Annotated in this window: 7 protein-coding genes; all 7 read left to right on the top strand. The window is 69.2% G+C overall.

The features are described from left to right. Positions 1–365: 365 nt before the first annotated feature. The 7 genes from ABZX79_RS25045 to ABZX79_RS25015 all read left to right on the top strand — a co-directional run bounded on the left by ABZX79_RS25045 (position 366) and on the right by ABZX79_RS25015 (position 19,113). A complete protein-coding gene (locus ABZX79_RS25045; RefSeq protein ID WP_355261800.1) occupies positions 366–1,874 on the top strand; it encodes a glutamate synthase subunit beta in 1,509 nt (502 codons plus the stop codon). A 139-nt stretch (positions 1,875–2,013) separates the two neighbouring features. Next, positions 2,014–4,542: a Pls/PosA family non-ribosomal peptide synthetase gene (locus ABZX79_RS25040; RefSeq protein WP_355261797.1), complete on the top strand. Its 2,529-nt coding sequence runs from the start codon at positions 2,014–2,016 to the stop codon at positions 4,540–4,542. 17 nt (positions 4,543–4,559) lie between these two features. Next, positions 4,560–7,907, top strand: coding sequence for an amino acid adenylation domain-containing protein (locus ABZX79_RS25035; protein WP_355261794.1), 3,348 nt, complete (start codon positions 4,560–4,562; stop codon positions 7,905–7,907). 31 nt (positions 7,908–7,938) lie between these two features. Then, complete coding sequence (locus ABZX79_RS25030; RefSeq protein WP_355261791.1) at positions 7,939–8,943, top strand: TauD/TfdA family dioxygenase; 1,005 nt, start codon at positions 7,939–7,941, stop codon at positions 8,941–8,943. Beyond that, entirely contained in the window at positions 8,940–10,010 is a 1,071-nt protein-coding gene (gene sbnB / locus ABZX79_RS25025; RefSeq protein WP_355261788.1) for a 2,3-diaminopropionate biosynthesis protein SbnB, read from the top strand. Before ABZX79_RS25030 ends, sbnB begins: the two co-directional genes overlap by 4 nt. A 71-nt stretch (positions 10,011–10,081) precedes the next feature. Then, positions 10,082–11,083 (top strand): 2,3-diaminopropionate biosynthesis protein SbnA, encoded by a 1,002-nt coding sequence (sbnA, locus tag ABZX79_RS25020; protein ID WP_355261785.1) that lies wholly within the window; start codon positions 10,082–10,084, stop codon positions 11,081–11,083. Positions 11,084–11,568: 485 nt separating this feature from the next. Beyond that, positions 11,569–19,113 carry an amino acid adenylation domain-containing protein gene (locus tag ABZX79_RS25015; RefSeq protein ID WP_355261782.1) on the top strand — a complete coding sequence of 2,515 codons (7,545 nt, stop codon included), beginning with the start codon at positions 11,569–11,571 and terminating at the stop codon, positions 19,111–19,113. Positions 19,114–19,292: the final 179 nt, after the last annotated feature.

Here is a 19,292-nt window from a genome sequence, read left to right as displayed (position 1 = left end):
GGGAGTGGGTTCCGTCGGCGATGAAGCGGCATCGGACCCGCGTCGGCGGGGACAGCTCACACGTGGGGTAGCAGGCGGGCTTCGGCCGACAGTCGGCTGGGTCACGATGTAGCAGCGCCGGTCCTCGGTGCGGTGGAGTGCCGCCCGCCCCGTCGGTGTCGACGAGCCGCAAGCCTCGGGCTCCTCCTGCCGTGTGCCGTCCACGCCCCACATTTCCGCTTCGGTCGTAGCCGTCCTCGTATGGCCATAGGAACGTGCCCCCTGCATGCAACTCACAGCCCTCTCCGAGTGAAAACGCCATGAAGGGCGCGTAAAGTGGCGAAAGTGCCGTAATGCATCGCGGACCGGCGCTGGAGGCGGCGCACATGACTGATCCTTACGGCTTCCTCAGGACCCCGCGCAGGCCCAGCGGGGCGCGTCCCGTCGAGGAACGACTGAACGACTGGAACGAGGTCCACGCAGGGCAGCCGCTGCTTCCTCTCGTGTCCCAGCAGGCAGGGCGCTGTATGGACTGCGGCATACCCTTCTGCCACAGCGGCTGCCCGCTGGGGAATCTCATCCCGGAGTGGAACGCGTACGCGGCGCGGGGCGACTGGCGCGCCGCGGCCGAGCGGCTGCACGCGACCAACAACTTCCCCGAGTTCACCGGGCGGCTGTGCCCGGCACCGTGCGAGGACGCCTGTGTACTGGCCGTCAACGCCGATCCAGTCACGATCAAGAACGTCGAACAAGCCATCGCCGACCACGCCTGGGAGCGGGGGTACGTACCACCACGGCCGCCGCAGCGGCTGAGCGGGAAAGCCGTGGCCGTCATCGGGTCGGGACCGGCCGGACTGGCGGCAGCTCAGCAGCTCACCCGGGCCGGCCACACCATTGCCGTGTACGAGCGCGCCGACCGCATCGGCGGGCTGTTGCGCTACGGCATTCCCGATTTCAAGATGGAGAAGTGGCAGCTGGACCGCCGTATCGAGCAGATGAGGGCCGAGGGTACGAAGTTCCACACCGGCGTTCGGGTCGGCAGCGACCTGGACGCCACCGAGCTGTGGACGCGCCATGACGCGGTGATCGTCGCCGTCGGCGCAACGGAGCGGCGAGAACTGCCTGTTCCCGGCCGCGAACTGCGCGGCATTCATCAGGCGATGGACTACCTCACCCTGTCCAACCGGACCAGGCAGAGCGACTGCACCTCGCCTCCCCTCACCGCCGAGGGGAGGCACGTGGTGATCGTCGGCGGCGGGGACACCGGATCGGATTGCCTGGGCACCGCGCTGCGCCAGGGTGCGGCCTCCGTGACGCAGCTGGACATCAACCCCGTGCCGGGCGACACACGGCCCGAGACCGAGCCGTGGCCCGTGTACCCGAAGGTCTACCGGATCTCCCACGCCCATCACGAGGCCCGGGAGCGCCACGGCACGGATCCGAGGGTCTTCTCCTGTGCCACCTTGAGCTTCGAAGGGGAATCGGCGGGCCACGTGCGCGCGGTGCACCTGACGGAGGTGGAGCCGGCGTCCAGAAGACCGCTGCCGGGCACCGAGCGGGCGATACCGGCCGAGCTGGTGCTGCTCGCCCTCGGCTTCTGCGGCCCGGAGCGGAACAGCGGCCTGATGGAGCAGTTCGGGCTCGCGCTGGACGGCCGGGGGAACTTCGCCCGGGACACCGCCTTCGCCGCCGCGTCGGCGGAGCAGCACAAGCGGACCGGGCGCACCGAGGCGGAGGGTGTGTTCATCGCGGGCGACGCGGGACGCGGCCAGTCGCTGGTGGTGTGGGCCATCGCGGAGGGACGGGCCGCGGCGGCGGCCACCGACCACTACCTGACCGGCTCCACGGTGCTCCCGGCCCCGGTCTCCCCGGCAGACCGGCCCCTGACGGCGTGACTCTCCTCTGATCACTCATCAACTCTCCGTATGCAAAGGAGTTTGACGGGCAATCGGCTTCGAGTGGCAGCCCGGCAGTGGATGACGGAGACTCGGAGATGATGATTCGCGACCGGAGGAATTCTCTTCAGGGGTTCGCATGGAAGAAGAATCTGTCGAGGTTCTGACGCCCGCGCCGGATGAATCCGCATTCGCTGAGCGCGGATACGCCGGCCCGGTGACCGACACCGAGAAGAACTTTGCCGAAGTGCTGGCCGAGGTTGTGTGCGTCGAACGGGTGTCGGTAGACAGCCACTTCTTCGACGACCTGGGTGCGAATTCCCTCGTCATGGCTCATTTCTGCGCAAAGGTCAGGAAGCGCGCGGACCTTCCGTCGGTCTCGATGAAGGACATTTACCGGAGCCCGACAATCCGAAGTCTCGCGGTGGCGCTCGAAAAAACCGCCCCCACCGCTGCGGAATCGAAGATTCCGGCGCAGATCCAGGTGGTGGAACCGGCTGGCACTTTGCGGTACGTCCTGTGCGGAACGGTTCAGTTGCTGCTGTTCCTCGGCTATTCGTTCCTGGCGGGAATCGTCACCGCCCGGGGTTACGAGTGGGTCTCCGACGGCTCGGGGCCGGTCGACATCTACCTGCGTTCGCTTCTCTTCGGTGGCGCAGTCTTCCTGGGCCTGTGCGCCTTTCCGGTCGTCGCCAAATGGATCCTGATCGGCCGGTGGCGAGCCCGTGAATTCCCGGTCTGGGGGCTGACGTATCTGCGCTTTTGGACCGTCAAGGTTCTGCTCCACGCCAACCCGATGATCTTCTTCGTCGGCAATCCCCTGTACGTGCTGTACCTGCGGTCACTCGGCGCCCGGATCGGCAAGAGCGTCACGATCTTCTCCCGCACCGTTCCGGTCTGTACCGACCTGCTCAGCATCGGCGCCGGTACGGTGATCCGCAAGGACTCGCACTTCCTCTGCTACCGCGCGCACGCCGGACGTATCGAGACCGGCCGGGTCACCCTGGGCCGGGACGCGTTCGTCGGCGAGAAGACCGTCCTCGACATCGACACGTCGATGGGGGACGGCGCGCAGCTTGGCCATACGTCGGCGCTGTACGTCGGCCAGCGGGTCCCGGACGGCGAGCGGTGGCACGGATCGCCCGCCCAGCGCACCGAAGTCGACTACGTGAGAGTCGCTCCCACGCACTGCGGCACGCTGCGCCGTGCCTGGTTCGGCCTGCTCACCGTGGGCCAGTTGTTCCTGCTGTACGTGCCACTGACGGTTGGGGGCATGTACATGCTGCTGACCGTGGTCCCGGCGCTGGACGACGTGCTCGCACCCGGCGCCGTGGGCTTCACGTCGCCGGCGCTCTACCTCGACGCGCTGATCGTCTCCCTCGTGCTGTTCTTCGGATTCGTCGTCGTCGGCCTCGCCACGCTGCTCACCGTTCCGCGCCTGCTGAACCTGGTGATGAGGCCCGACAGGATCTATCCGCTGTACGGCTTTCACTACTCGGTTCACAGGGCGATCACGCGCCTGACGAACGTGCGGTTCTTCCTCTGGCTCTTCGGGGACAGCTCCTACGTCGTCGACTATCTGCGCGGTGTCGGATACGACCTGTCGCGGGTGGAGCAGACCGGGTCGAACTTCGGCTCGGACGTGCAGCACGAGACCCCCTATCTGGCCTCCGTAGGCAGCGGAACAATGGTCGCCGACGGGCTTTCCATCATGAACGCGGAATTTTCCAGCACGTCGTTCCGAGTGTCCCGGGCGTCGATCGGGCCGCACAACTTCCTGGGAAACCACATCGCGTATCCCTCGGGCGCGAGGACCGGCGACAACTGTCTTCTCGGGACGAAGGTGATGGTTCCTCTCGACGGTGAAATCAGGGAAGGCGTCGGGCTGCTCGGCTCACCGTCCTTCGAAATTCCCCGCTCGGTGGAACGCGATTCCCGGTTCGACCATCTGCGGACCGGAGAAAACCTGCGCCGGAACCTCGCCGCGAAGAACCGCTACAACATCCGCACCATGGGCTTGGGCCTCTTCATACGGTGGCTTCACTTCTTCTTCCTCACGTTGATCGGTCTCGCTGCCGTCGACCTGCACGGCGTATTCGGGCAGCTGGTGATAGCCGTGTCGCTGGTCCTCGGCCTCCTGTCCACCGCGGCCTACTTCATCCTGCTGGAGCGCGCCGTCACCAGATTCCGCCCGCTGCAGCCCCGGTTGTGCTCGATTTACGACCCGTACTTCTGGTGGCACGAACGCCTGTGGAAGGTTCCCGACCACTACCTGAACGTATTCAACGGCACCCCCTTCAAGAACGTGATCTGGCGGTCGCTCGGAGTACGGATCGGCAACAGGGTGTTCGACGACGGCTGTTATGTGACGGAGCGGACGCTCACCACCATCGGAAGCGACTGCACGCTCAATGCCGGGAGCAAAATCCAGTGCCATTCGCAGGAGGACGGCACCTTCAAGTCCGACCACAGCGCGGTCGGCGCCGGCTGCACCGTCGGTGTCGGTGCCCTCGTCCACTACGGCGTGACGATGGGCGACGGCGCGGTGCTCGCCGCCGACTCCTTCCTGATGAAGGGCGAGGACATGCCGCAGCACGCTCGGTGGGGCGGAAATCCCGCCGTGGAGTCGCGCATTGGCGACGACGATCCCGCGACGCGGCGACGGTGAGCGGAGGGAGAACGGGCATGCGGACCGAGGCCGGCCGGAAGTTCTGGAGCGGCGTGCTCACCGCCGGTGGATCCACCGCGCTCCCGCGTTGGGCGCCGGATCCGGTGCCGGGGATCGCCACGCACGGGGCGACGGTCCCGGACGACGTCACGGCGGCGTTGCACCGGCTCGCCGACGACCTGGCGATGCCGGTCACCTCGGTGGTGCTCGCCGCGCACACCAAGGTGCTCGCGGCGCTGTCCGGCGACCCCGAGGTCAGTACGGGCTACATCGCCGTAGAGGGCGGCTCGCCGCTGCCCTGCCGGCTGACGACCGCACCGGACTCGTGGCGGGAACTGCTGGTACGGACCCGCCGGGCCGAGTTGGAAATGCTGGCGCACAAGGACTTCCCGGTCGACCAGCTCAGCCACGAGCTGAGCCTGGCCGGACCGTCGACCGAGGCGGTGTTCGACCCGGTCGACGGCGACGGCGACCTCCCCGGACACGTCGTACTGGGGCTGGGCTTGTCGCGAGACAGCGAGAGGCTCGCACTGCGGTTGCGGTACCGGACTGACGCGCTGGACGCTGACGCCGCCGTCCGGATCGCCGACTACCACCTCTGCGCGCTCGCGCTGATCGCCGCCGATCCGGACGCAGGGCACCGGCGGCGGAGCCTGCTCTCCGCCGAGGAGCTCCGGTTCCAGATCGAAGGGCTGGCCGGGCCGCACCGGAACCTGCCGGACCGCAGGGTTCACGAGCTGTTCGAAGAGCGGGTACGGGCCCACCCGGAAGCCGTCGCGGCCGTGCACGGTGACCGCCAGTGGACGTACCGGGAGCTCAACGAACGAGCCAACCGGCTCGGACGGGCCCTGCTGGCCCGGGGGTTGCGGCGCGAAGGTGTCGTCGCCGTGGTGACCGAGCGCAACCTGGACTGGCTGGCCGCCGTCCTCGCCGTCTTCAAGGCCGGCGGGGTGTATCTGCCCGTCGAGCCGCACTTCCCGGCCGAGCGCATCGCGGCAACGCTGTCCCGCGCCGGATGCGCGCTCGTGCTGACCGAACGCGGCAGCACCGCCACGCTCGACCAGGCCCTCGGCTCGCTGTCCTCCGGCCCGCCGTCCCCCGGCTCGCCGTCCGCAGTGCGCAAGCTCCACCTCCACGAGGCCTACGCCGAGAACCATGCCGGCGCCGACCTCGGCGTCCGCGTGGCAGCCGACCAGGCGGCGTACATCTACTTCACCTCCGGCTCCACCGGCGAGCCCAAGGGTGCGATGTGCGAACACGCCGGCATGCTCAACCACCTCTACGCCAAGATCGACGACCTGGAGATCAGCGAGGGCCAAGTGGTCGCCCAGACCGCACCCCAGTGCTTCGACATATCGCTGTGGCAGCTTCTCTCCGCCCTTGTGGTGGGAGGGCGGACACTGCTGGTGGAGCAGGAGGTGATCCTGGACGTCCAGCGGTTTGTGGACAAGATCGCCGACGGCCGGGTCACGGTCCTTCAGGTCGTGCCGTCCTACCTCGACGTCGTACTGTCCTGCCTGGAGCAGCGCCCCCGAGAGCTGCCGGACCTGCGGTACGTATCGGCCACCGGCGAGGCGCTCAAGAAGGAGCTCGCGCAGCGCTGGTTCGCTGCCGTGCCGGGGATCCGGCTGGTCAACGCCTACGGGCTGACCGAAACCTCGGACGACACCAACCACGAGGTGATGGACCGGGTTCCGGACACCGAGCGGGTGCCGCTCGGCCGGTGCGTAAACAACGTGCGTGTCTACATCGTCGATGAGTACCTGTCACCGGTGCCGCTCGGGGCCCCCGGCGCGATCGTCTTCTCCGGCGTCTGCGTCGGCCGCGGGTACGTCAACGACCCCGAGCGCACCCGGCAGGCCTTCACGACCGATCCGCACGACGCCGGCCGGCGCCTCTACCGAGGTGGCGACTACGGCCGATGGCTGCCCGGCGGCAAACTGGACTTCCTCGGCCGCCGTGACAGCCAGGTCAAGATCCGTGGCTTCCGGATAGAGATCGGCGAGATCGAGAACACCCTGCTGCGGGTGCCCGGTGTCCGCGACGGTGCGGTGGTCGTCGCCGAGCGGCCCGACCGCAGCAAGCACCTGGTGGCCTTCTGCACCGGCCCGCGGCCGATCGATGCCGGCGTTCTGCTGGACCGGCTGGGCGAGTCGCTGCCCGCGTACATGGTCCCGTCGGCCGTCCACCGGCGGGAAAGCCTGCCGGTGACCGCCAACGGCAAGACCGACCGGAAGACCCTGACGGCGCTGGCCGCCGAACTCGACACGGCCGGTGACGACCGTGGCGCGCCGATGACCACGGCCGATCCGATGACGCCGGCCGAAAAGCGGCTGGCGGCCGCCTGGGCGAAGGTGCTCGGCATCCCGCAGCACCGGATCGGACGGCTGGACCACTTCTTCGACCTGGGTGGCACATCGCTGTCGGCGGTGAAGCTGGCAGTCGCCCTGGAGCGTGCGGTGTCCCTCAAGGACGTCGCACGTCGCCCGGTGCTCGCCGACCTGGCCCGGCTGCTCGACGACGGATGCGAGCGGCCCTCCGGTCTCCTGCAGCCCTTGTCGGCACCGGACGGTGCCGGGACCGGCGCCCTCGTCTGCTTCCCCCACGCTGGCGGCGGCGCGGTGAGCTTCGAGCCAATGGCCAGGGCCCTGCAGGGCAGTGGACCGGCGGTGTACGCCGTCGAGCCGCCGGGCCACGACGTGACCGCCGACGGCGGGACCCCCTTCGCGTCGCAGGCACAACTGGTGGAGGAGGTCAGTGACGAAATCACTCGCCTCGGCCTGACCGGGATCCTGCTGTGGGGCCACTCTTCGGGTGCCGCGCCGGCGTTGGAGACGGCGAGGAGGCTCGCCGAGCGCGGGACCGGCGTCCAGCGGGTCTTCGTTGCGGCGCAGCTGCTCGGTGACGCCGCCGGCCGGCGTGCGGCCGTAACCGAGCTGACCGGGCGGAGCGACGACCGGATCGCCGCCGAACTGGGCGCGGACAGCGGCTACCCCGGGCTCGGTGGGCTCGGTGGGCTCGGTGGGCTCGATGCCGGGCAGGCCGAGCGCGTCGCCGCCGCCTACCGGCACGACGTGGGTTGCGCCCACCGCTATTTCGCGGATGCCCTGGACAGCCCGCCGACGGTGAAGCTGTCCGCACCGGTCACGGTGGTCGTGGCCGCCGACGACCCGATCACCGCGGGGTTCCGGGAGCGGTACGGCGACTGGCGACTGCTGGCCGACCACGTCGAATTGCACGAACTCGCCGACGGCGGTCACCTCTTCCCGCGCACCCGCCCGGCGGAAGCGGCGAAGGCCGTGCTGCGCGCCGCCGAATGGCCGGCTTCCCTTACGCAACTGACGCAACCGACGCAACTGAAGTGACGCGACCGACGCGAGTCGAAAGGAGAACGAGATGCCGATCTCATTCACGGCGTCACCGCTCGACCTCGACCTGGGACCCGGCAGACCCCCGGTGCTGAGGACCGGGACCGCGGGCGACCCGGCCCACTGGGCGGCCGAACACCGCGACGCCCTGCACGCCCTCGTCGCCGATCACGGTGCGGTCCTGGTACGCGGCCTCGGGCTGCGAGACGCGGACGGGACCGGCACAGTCTTCCGACGGCTGGCCAAGGCCCTGATGCCCGAGAAGGAGGCCTTCGCGCCCCGGCGGGCCTACGCGCCCGGCGTCTACTCCTCGGCCGAGTGGCCGCCGAACCAGCCGATGTGCATGCACCACGAACTGAGCTACGCCCTCGAGTTCCCCGGCCTGATGCTGTTCGCGTGCCTCGGCGCGCCCGCCGAGGGCGGGGCGACCGCGGTGGCCGACTCGTCGGCCGTACTGGAGGCGCTGCCCGCCGAGCAGGCCGAGCGGTTCGAGCGGGAGGGCTGGCTGCTCACCCGCAGCTACAACGACGAGATCGGGGCATCCGTGGCCGAGGCGTTCGGCACCGAGGACCGCGGCGCCGTCGAGAGCTACTGCCGCGCCAACGCCATCGAGTACGCCTGGCAGCCCGACGGCACACTGCGCACCAGGCAGCGCCGCAGCGCTGTGGTGCGTCACCCGGCCACCGGCGCACGCTGCTGGTTCAACCAGATCGCGTTCCTCAACGAATGGACGATGGCCCCCGAGGTGCGCGAGTACCTCGTGGACGTCTACGGCGCAGACGGCCTGCCGTTCAACACCCGGTTCGGAGGCGGCGATCCCATCGGCGAGGACGTCGTGCAACTGCTCAACAAGATCTACGAGGACAACACCGTACGCGAGCCGTGGCAGGCCGGCGACCTGATGATCGTCGACAACGTCCGCACCGCGCACAGCAGGGAGCCCTACGAGGGACCCCGCGAAGTGCTCGTCGGGATGGCCGACCCGGTGCGCCTGGCCGACTGCTCGCCGACCGTGGAGGTGACCACGCGATGACTACCAGGCGTTCCCCCGCGATGGAACTGACCCCGCGCGAGCCGGTCGGCGCGCCGACGTTCGCCGTCATCTCCGGCTCCCAGGTCGAGGGCGTGCTGCAGGGGCGCGAGAAACAGATCGTGGAGCTGGTGGAGGCCACGTACCGGCTGCACAGCGCCGGTGGCTGCGTGAACCCGCCGTCCTACTTTCTGCGGTTCCCCGACCGCCCGTCCTCCCGGATCATCGCGCTGCCCGCCTCGATCGGGGAGCCGATGCGGGTGGACGGCCTGAAGTGGATCTCCAGCTTCCCGGAGAACGTGGTGGCCGGCATCCCGAGGGCCTCGGCGGTGCTGATCCTCAACGACCACGGCACCGGCTACCCGTTCGCCTGCCTGGAAGGCTCCATCATCAGTGCCACCAGAACGGCCTCCTCGGCCGCCCTGGCGGCCCAGTGGCTCAGCAGCGGCCGACCGCGCCCGACCCGCGTCGGGTTCGTCGGTGCGGGCCTGATCGCCCGCTACATCTACGACTTCCTCGCAGCCACCGGCTGGTCGTTCGACGAGGTCGGCGTGCACGACGTGTCCGCCGACAGCGCGGCCGGGCTCCGCTGTTACCTGGAGCAGTCGCGGACCACCGGCCGGATCACCGTGCACGACAGTGCCGAAGAGCTGATCCGCTACAGCGACCTGGTGGTCTTCGCCACCGTCGCCGGGCAGCCCCACGTCAACGACCTGTCGTGGTTCGAGCACAACCCGCTGGTGCTGCACGTGTCGCTGCGCGACCTGGCACCGGAGATCATCCTCGACTCGGTCAACATCGTCGACGACGTCGAGCACTGTCTCAAGGCCAACACCTCACCCCACCTGGCCGAGCAGCTCACGGGCAACCGGGACTTCCTGCACGGCACGCTGGACGACGTGATGGCCGGACGGGTGATGGTCCCGAGGGACCAGCCGGTCGTGTTCTCGCCTTTCGGCCTCGGGATTCTCGATCTGGCCGTGGGCAAGTACGTCTACGACGAGGTGGCCCGCTCCGGAGGGCTGCACGTCGTCGACGGTTTCTTCCACGAACTGCGGCGTTATGGATGAGCAGCCGAGCGCCCGCAGGACTGCCACCAACAGACGTCCGAGACTGCTCCGCCGCAGATCAGGAGACAATCGTGCCAGTCATATCCGTTCCCCAGGCCTTCAATGAAGAGGACCTCTACGTCGACCTCCAGCCGATCTTCGGGTCCTCGCTCTTCCTGAAGTGTGAGGGCTTCAACTTCGCCGGCTCGATCAAACTGAAGACCGCGATCGAGATGGTCGAGAACGCCGAACGGGACGGCGTCCTGACGCCCAATTCCATCATCGTCGAATCTTCGTCCGGGAACCTGGGCGTGGCGCTGAGCGTGATCGCCGCGAGCAAGGGCTACCGGTTTCTGTGCGTGACGGACTCCCGCTGCAACCTGACGACGAGGCTGATGATGGAAGCGCTGGGCAGCCAGGTGCACGTCATCGGCACTCAGAACCCCCACGGCGGCTTCCTCGGCGCGCGGATCGACTACGTCCGCGCGCTGTGCGACTCCGACCACCGGTACGTGTGGCTCAGCCAGTACACCAATCCGAGCAACTGGAAGGCGCACTACCGCAGGACGGCGCCGGAGATCGCTCGCGAGTTCCCGCGTCTGGACGTGTTGTTCGTCGGGGCCGGCACCACGGGCACCCTGATGGGCTGCGCTCGTTACTTCCGGGAGTGGCACCGTCCGGTGCGGATCGTCGCACTCGACAGTGCCGGCTCGGTGTCCTTCGGCGGTCCCCCCGGCCGCCGGATGATCCCCGGACTCGGCATGAGTATGCGTCCGCCGCTGCTCGACGAGGCCTACGTGGACGAGGTCATCCACGTCGAAGAGGCGAACACCATCCGCGCCTGCCGCCGTCTGGCCAGACGCGGGTTCCTGTTCGGCGGCTCCACCGGCACGGTGGTCAGCGGCGCGATGGGATGGCTGGACCAGCACGACACCCGTGACCTCACCGCGGTGGCCATCGCCCCGGACCTCGGGGAGCGATACCTCGACACCATCTACCAGACCAACTGGCTGCAGGCCCTCTACGGCGAGGACATGCTCGACTCCGACGAGCCGCCGGTCGGTTCCCGGACTGCCGACACCCACCCCCGCTGACGGGGCGCCGCAGCCGCCTGGTCGGAGCACCCTGGCATGCGCCCGGGAGGGCACCGGCCGCACCAGCTCATACGGCCGGGCTTTCGGAACACCCCCGCGCCGGCGGAGGACGACAGCCGGTCGCGGTGAACGCCGGGGACTGTGAGAGGACCCAGGAGACCGGATGGCCAAGGCAACTGCTTCAGTCCTGGTGGACGGGACAGGAGGGCACTACACGGTTGCGGACGACCTGCCTGCAAAGCACGGTCTGTCATTCCTTCGGGTGGCGTAATCCTCGGGGGCGCCGGGGTATGCCCTGGTAGCTGGCACGATGAGTGACGGCAAAGGATCTGATCATGCAGGTACGCCGCCCTGCCCGATTGCACACGCTACTACTCCGCCACCAAGCGGTCCGCGGATGTTTTCTCTCCGCCGTGAGTAACAAGAGGTTGGTACTCAGCGGCCGCGATCAGGGGGTTTCCGGCCCTCTTGCAGGAGGTTCCTCGTTGTCTCATCGTCAGTCATCCGCTCAGCATGGTGGTGGCCATGCGCTGAACCCCGACGGTGCGGCGGATTCGCCGGTCGAGGTCCTGCCGGCCACCGCGGCACAGCGCGAGATCTGGCTCGCCGAGCAGCGCTCCCCGGACACACGTCAGGCACTGCGTCTGGGCGAGTACCTGGAGATCTGCGGACCGGTCGATCCGGCCGTTTTCGAAGCAGCGCTGCGCCAAGTGGTGGCCGAAACCGATGCGTTGCGGGTGCGCCTGGTGTCCGGTGAGGACGGTCCTGTTCAGGTCCTGGAGCGTGAGCTGCCCTGGACCCTTTCGTTAGTCGACGTCAGCGACGAAGCCGACCCGGAGGCCGCCGCACGCGCGTGGGTCTCGGCCGACATGGCCAGGTCCATGGACCTGGCCTCCGGTCCGTTGTTCAGCTACGCCCTGCTGCAACTGGCGCCGGACCGGTTCTGGTGGTACCACACCTACCACCATGCGGCCGTGGACGCTTTCGGCTACGCCCTCGTGGCACGGCGGGTCGCCGACGTCTATACGGCCCTGGCGGACGGGCGCCAGGCCGGCCCCAGTCCCTTCGGCCCGTTGTCGGCGCTGGTCCGGGCCGACCAGGACTACCGCGCGTCCGAGGACCATGCAGCCGACCGCGCGTACTGGATGCGGCAACTGTCCGGATGGACGAGGACCGCCGCGCCTTCGCCCGGCTCCAGGGGCACGGCAGCCGTTCCCGGCCCGACGAGGCAGGGGCGGTCCTCAGAAAGCCCGGCCCTTGTGGCCATCCCGAGAACGGAGTTGCGCCCGCTCCTGCGTCCGCAGGCGCTGAAGGCAGCGGCTTCGCGCGCCGGCGTCTCCCGTTTTCGTTTCGTGTTCGCCGCCATGGCGCTGTACACGCATCACCTGACGGGCGCGCGGGACGTGGTGGTCGGGCTGACCGTATCCGGCCGGGTGGACTCGGCCTCCCGCACGACGCCCGGGATGCTGGCCAACAGTGTTCCCGTACGCCTGACGATCCGGCCCGACATGCCGCTGAAGGACCTGCTGGCCCAGGTCGACGACCGGATGCGCGAAGCGGTTGAGCGCCAGCGTTACCGCGGGGAGGACTTGTACCGCGACCTCGGCCTGTCACGAGACTCCGGCGCGGCGATCTCACCTACGGTCAACCTCATCGGGTTCGACTACAACATCGCCTTCGCCGGCCACCGGTGCATCCCGCACAACCTCTCCTTCCCGCTGGGCAGCGACCTGATGATCATGGTGTGGGACCGCCGGGACGGCACCGGCCCGCACATGAGACTGCACGCGGCGCCCGGAGCGTACGGCGAGTCCGACCTCGCTGACTCCCAGCGGCGTCTGCTGCACTTCCTGGCGAACATGGCGGACTTCGACCCCGGTCTCCCGGTCGGCATGCTCGACGTACTGCCGGAAGACGAGCGACAGAGCCTGCTGGACAAGGGGGACGCCTCCGCGGCAGGCGTCCCCGCCGTTCCCTTGCCGAGGATGTTCGAGGACCAGGTACGCCGCACGCCGGATGCCGACGCGGTGGTGGCCGACGACACGACGCTGACGTACAGGGAGTTGAACGCGCGCGCGAACCGACTCGCGCACGCCCTGACCGCTCAGGGTGTCGGCGTCGAGGATGTCGTCGCCCTCGCCCTGCCGCGTTCGATCGACCTTGTCGTGGCTGTGCTCGCCGTGCTCAAGGCCGGCGCCGCCTACCTGCCGGTGGACCCGGCGTATCCGGCGGCGCGGAGAGAGTACATGCTCGCCGACGCCCGCCCGGCCCTGGTGATCGACGATCCGCAGGCGGTGGCCGAGCTGTCGGAGGGACAGCCGGACACAGATCCGGGAATCGCCATGGACCCGCGGCACCCGGCGTACGTGATCTACACCTCGGGTTCGACCGGGCGGCCCAAGGGGGTGATGGTGACCCACACGGGCATCGCCTCCCTGGTGATGTGTCAGGCGAAGCGCCTGGAGATCACCTCCGACAGCAGGGTGCTGCAGTTCGCCTCACCCAGCTTCGACGCCTCCACGTGGGAACTGTGCGCCGCCCTGCTGAACGGGGCCGCGCTGCTTCTCGCCCCTACGGCCGACCCCCTGTCGGTTCTCACCGACCCCGGTACGCACGTCACGCATGCGGTCGTGCCGCCGTCGGCACTGGCCGTGGTGTCCGAGACGGACGTGCGTGTTCCGACGCTGGTGGTGGCTGGAGAGTCATGTCCGCCGGGGTTGGTGGCGCGGTGGGCGCCTCATCGGCGCATGCTGAACGCCTACGGGCCGACGGAAACCACGGTCATGGCGTCCTTGAGCAAGCCGCTGATGCCGTCGGACTCGGCGCCGCCGATCGGACACCCCACCCCCGGCAGCCGCGTCTACGTGCTGAACGGCACGCTGCAACCGGTGCCATGGGGAACTGCCGGCGAGCTGTATGTCGCCGGTGCCTCCCTGGCCCGCGGCTATCTGCGCCGGCCGGCGCTGACCGCCGAGCGGTTCGTGGCCGACCCGTACGGCCCTCCCGGGACACGGATGTACCGGACGGGCGACGTGGTGCGGTGGCTGGCGGACGGCGAGTTGGAGTACGTCGGCCGTGCTGACCACCAGGTCAAGGTCCGCGGGTTCCGCATCGAGCTCGGAGAGGTCGAGGCCGCGCTGACGGCGTGCCCGGGTGTGGCGCAGGCCGCGGTGCTCGCCCGCCCGGACCGGCAGCGGGATGAAGTCCGGCTCGTCGCCTACGTCGTGGCCGGTGAGGACGGGACACGGCCGCAGCTGCTGCGCGAGCGACTGCGCGAGCGACTGCCCGGTTACATGGTGCCCTCGGCGTTCGTCATGCTCGACGAGCTGCCGGTGACCCCTAACGGAAAGCTGGACCGGGACGCCCTGCCGGAGCCCGGCGACGAGCCCGGTGCGTCCGTCGTACGGCCACCGCGGACCCCTCGCGAACAGCTACTGTGCGAGCTGTTCGCCGAGGTGCTCGGTCTCCGGCAGGTCGGCATGGACTCGGACTTCTTCGAAGCGGGCGGGCACTCGCTGCTGGCGATCCGCCTGGCGTCCCGGATCCGAGCCGTCCTGGGCGTGGACCTGAACCTGAACGTGCTGTTCGAAGCGCCCACGGTGGCCCGCTTGGCAGCCCGGCTGGACGGCGCGGACCGGCAGGAACGCCCGGCACTGACCGTCCAGGAACAACCGGACCCCGCCCCGCTGTCATTCGCCCAGCAACGGCTGTGGTTCCTGCACCGTGCGCTCGGCCCGAGTGCCACGTACAACATTTCTCTGGTGCATCGTCTGGCCGGCGAGCTCGACCGGGGGGCGCTGGAGAGGGCGCTGGGCGATGTGGTGGGTCGGCACGAAAGCCTGCGCACGGTCTTCCCGGACGTCGGCGGTGAGCCCTTCAACCGGATCATCGACGCGTCCGCAGCGCGTCCGTCGCTGCCCGTCACCGAGGTGGAGGACGAGGAGTCGCTGCAGTCGCGGCTGCGGGAAGCCGCCCGTTACCCGCTCGACCTGGCGATCGAGCCACCCCTGCGCGCGGACCTGTTCGTACTGGGCCCCGCCGAACACGTCCTGGCCATCGTCGTCCACCACATCGCCGCCGACGGCTGGTCCATGGCGCCTCTGACCCGCGACCTGGCAACCGCCTACGCCGCCCGCTGCCAGGGCCGGGAGCCGACCTGGGAACCACTGCCGGCGCGGTACACCGACTACACCTTGTGGCAGCGCCGGCTCCTGGGCGAACCCAGTGACCCCGACGGGCTTCTGAACCGACAACTCGCCTACTGGACATCCGCGTTGGCGGACCTGCCCGCCGAACTCCCACTTCCATACGACCGTTCCCGCCCTGCCGTCGCGTCATACCGCGGCGCCCGAGTCCCTCTGCGTATCGACGCCGAACTGCACGCAGCGCTGACAGAGCTGGCGCGCCGGTCCGGAGCGAGCCTCTTCATGGTGCTGCACGCGGGTCTGGCGGCACTCCTGACCAAGTTGGGTGCGGGCACCGACGTCCCTGTCGGCAGTGTGATCGCAGGTCGCACCGATCAGGCCCTGGACGATCTGGTGGGATTCTTCGTCAATACGTTGGTGCTGCGTACCGACACCTCCGGCGATCCCGCCTTCACTGAGCTGCTGGCCCGTGTCCGCAGTACCGCACTGGCGGCCTATGCGCACCAGGAGGCGCCCTTCGAGCGGCTCGTGGAGAGGCTGAACCCGACCCGGTCACCGGCCCGCCACCCCCTCTTCCAGGTCGCGCTCTCCCTCGACGCCGACGAAGCCACGGCGTTCGCGCTCCCGGGCCTGCGAACGACCAGGATTCCGGTGTCGACCGAGACCGCCAAGTTCGATCTGGACATCGGCGTCTACGAACAGCGCTCCGAGAAGGGCGAGTGCCTCGGCCTGCACGGAACCATCGACTACGCCACCGACCTGTTCGACCACGGCACGGTCCAGGACCTGGCCGCGCGTTGGGTGCGGCTGCTGGAAGCGGTCGTCAAGGACCCGGACCGTCCGGTCAGTCGCATCGACGTACTGTCCGACGGCGAGCGCCGCCTCTTTCTCGGAGACACCGGCCAGGGCGCGACGGCGCGCCTGCCCGCGAACACGATTCCCGAGCTGTTCCGCACGCAGGTCCGCGCCACCCCGGACGCGGTCGCCGTTGTGGCAGACGACACGACACTGACCTACGCCCAGTTGAACGCCCGGGCGAACCGGCTCGCGCACGCACTGACCGCTCGCGGCGTCGGAGTCGAGGACGTCGTCGCCCTCGCGCTGCCGCGTTCGGGTGACCTTGTCGTGGCTGTGCTCGCCGTGCTCAAAGCGGGGGCCGCCTACCTGCCGCTGGACCCGGAGTACCCGGCCCCGCGCATCGCTGCCATGTTCGCGGACGCACGGCCCGCGCTGCTGCTCACGGACACGACCACCGCCGCGGCCGGCGACCTCGGTACGGGCACTCCGCGTCTGCTGCTGGACACACCGGAGACCAAGAAGCTGTTGCAGGGGCTGCCGGACGACGAGCCGGTGACGGGGGTATCGCCCGACCATGCGGCGTACGTTATCTACACCTCGGGATCGACCGGCACACCCAAGGGAGTCGTCGCCCGCCACGCGAGTGTGGTCAACGTGGCCGTCCAGTACCGGAACCAGGTGTTCGGACCTGCGGCCGAGCTCATGGGAGGCCGAGGCTTGCGGGTCGCCCTGACCGCTTCGGTGTCCTTCGACGCCTCCTGGGGCCAACTGGCGGCCCTGCTGGACGGCCATGAGCTGCACGTGCCCGACGCCGCCACCTGGGCGGACGCGGACCGGTTCGTGGCGTGGCTGATCCACCACCGGATCGACACGGTCGACGCCACACCTTCGTACATGCGCATCCTGTCCGACCGTAGCTTGTTCACGAACGAGCGGTGGCGGCCGAGCGTGGCCGTGCTCGGCGGCGAGGAGCTGCCGGACCGGCTGTGGGCAGAACTACGGGCGGTGGACGGGCTGGCGGCCTACAACATGTACGGGCCGACCGAATGCACCGTCGACGCGGTACAGGCGAGGCTGGAGACCGAAGTGACCCCGGTCCTCGGACAGCCGATCCCCGGCACCCGTGCCTACGTACTGGATGCCGCGTTGCGGCCGGTGCCGCCCGGCGTGACCGGTGAGCTGTATGTGGCCGGTGCCGGCTTGGCGCGCGGTTACCTGCGGCGTCCGGGCATGACGGCGCAGCGGTTCGTGGCCGATCCGTACGGCCCGCCGGGGACGAGGATGTACCGCACCGGCGACCTGGCCCGCCGGCGTGCCGACGGACAACTCGTCTTCGCCGGACGGGCGGACGATCAGGTCAAGGTCCGTGGCCACCGCATCGAACCCGGCGAGGTCGAAGCCGTCCTCTCCTCCCACCCCCGCATCGGCCACGTCGCAGTGACCGCCCGCGACGACCGCCTCGGAGAGACCCGCCTGGTCGCCTACGCGGTGCCCGTCGCCGGGACCGAGGTCGACCCGGCCGACATGCGCTCCTTCCTCCGAGAACGCCTCCCCGCCTACATGGTGCCGTCCGCTTTCGTGGCGTTGGACGCCCTGCCCCTGACTCCCAACGGCAAGCTCGACCGTGATGCCCTGCCCGCGCCGGACTACACCACGACCGCCAAAAGCGGCCGTACCCCGCGCACATCCGAGGAGCGGGCCCTGTGCGAACTGTTCGCCGAGGTACTGGACGTGCCCGCGGTCGGCGTCGACGACGACTTTTTCGCTCTGGGCGGTCACTCCCTGCTCGCCACCCGCCTGGCAAGCCGGATCGGTGAGACTTTGGCCGTCCCCTTCAGCCTGTCGGCGCTCCTTGAGGCACCGACCCCGGCGGGACTGGCCCGGCGCCTGAGTGCGGACGATCCTCACGCCGTGTCGTCGTGGGTGCCGGATTCGGAAGCGGAACTGAGCCCTGCCCTGCGTTTCGCCTCCGTTGCGCAGCCAGTCGGTGACCCGCGCGACATTCTGCTGACCGGGGCCACCGGGTTCGTCGGAGCCTTCATCCTGTCCGAGCTGCTGCACAGGACAGCGGCCCGGGTCCACTGCCTCGTCCGTGCGCGGACCGACGCCCAGGCGCGTGAGCGGCTGGCCGAGACCATGCGGACGTACGGCCTTGAGGCAACGCTGGACGATCCACGGCTGAGCATCGTCCGGGGAGACCTGACTGCCGTCGGTCTCGGCGTCGACCCGGCATGCTGGGCACGGCTGCGCGAGACGATCGACACGATCGTCCACAGCGGCGCGCACGTACATCACCTCTCGCCGTACGCACGGCTGAAGCCTGCCAATGTGGAGGGCACCCGAACCCTGCTGCGCCTGACGGGCGAAGGGCGACCGAAGGCGTTCCACCACCTCTCGACCCTCGGTGTGTTCCGGCCTGGCCAGGACTCCTCCCGGCTGGTCACCGAGGATTCGCCGATCGACGGTGAACGACACCCGTTCGGGAGGGGGTACGCAGCAAGCAAGTGGGTTGCCGACCGGCTGGTGGAGCGTGCGTTCGAGCGGGGAGCGAGTGGTGGCATCTACCGGCTCGGCCGCATCTGGGCTCACACCTCGACCGGTGCCGTCAATCCGGACGACATGTTCTCCCGGTTGCTCACCAGCTGCGCGGCGCTCGGCTGCTATCCGGCGGAACCTGAGTTCCAGGAAGCCGTCCTTCCCGTCGATGTCCTCGCCGGCGCCCTCGTCGAGCTACTGCGCAAGGGCGACACAGCCGACCTCGTACACCACCTTCACCACCCATGCAGCATGGGACCGGGTGCCTTCATGGCCGGTTACGACCGGATGCACGGGACGTGTTCTGAAGAGGTTCCGCTGACCGTATGGCTGGAACGCCTGCGCCGCGCGAGCGAGCGAGGGCAGGACTTGCCGATCCTGCCCTACCAGGCGTATCTCGAGGAGCACGCCAAGGAAGCACAAGCCGGTCAGCAGCCGACCCTGAAGTTCGAGAACGACAAGACGGTCCGTCGGTTGCGGAGGCTGGGAGTCGCGATCCCTGAGATCGACGACGCTGCGGTCTCCAACTTCTGGGGCTTCGTTGAACGGTGAGGCGAGCTGCCGGGAGCCGGCCACGGCATCGCCTCGGCCGCCACCGCGAGATCCATTGGTCTACGACGTCCACGGGCGGTGGCAGGGGCCCGAGTCACCGCCGGGCCACCACCGCGCACCCCGGGCGAATTCGTTGAAGCAACAGCAAAGTACGCCGAGGGCGGCATGACCGCCGAGAA

It is taken from the genome of Streptomyces sp. NPDC002994, from assembly GCF_040611155.1.
Taxonomy (GTDB): domain Bacteria; phylum Actinomycetota; class Actinomycetes; order Streptomycetales; family Streptomycetaceae; genus Streptomyces.
The sequence above is the reverse complement of the archived record's forward strand: the minus strand, read 5'-3'. Positions and strand labels throughout refer to the sequence as shown.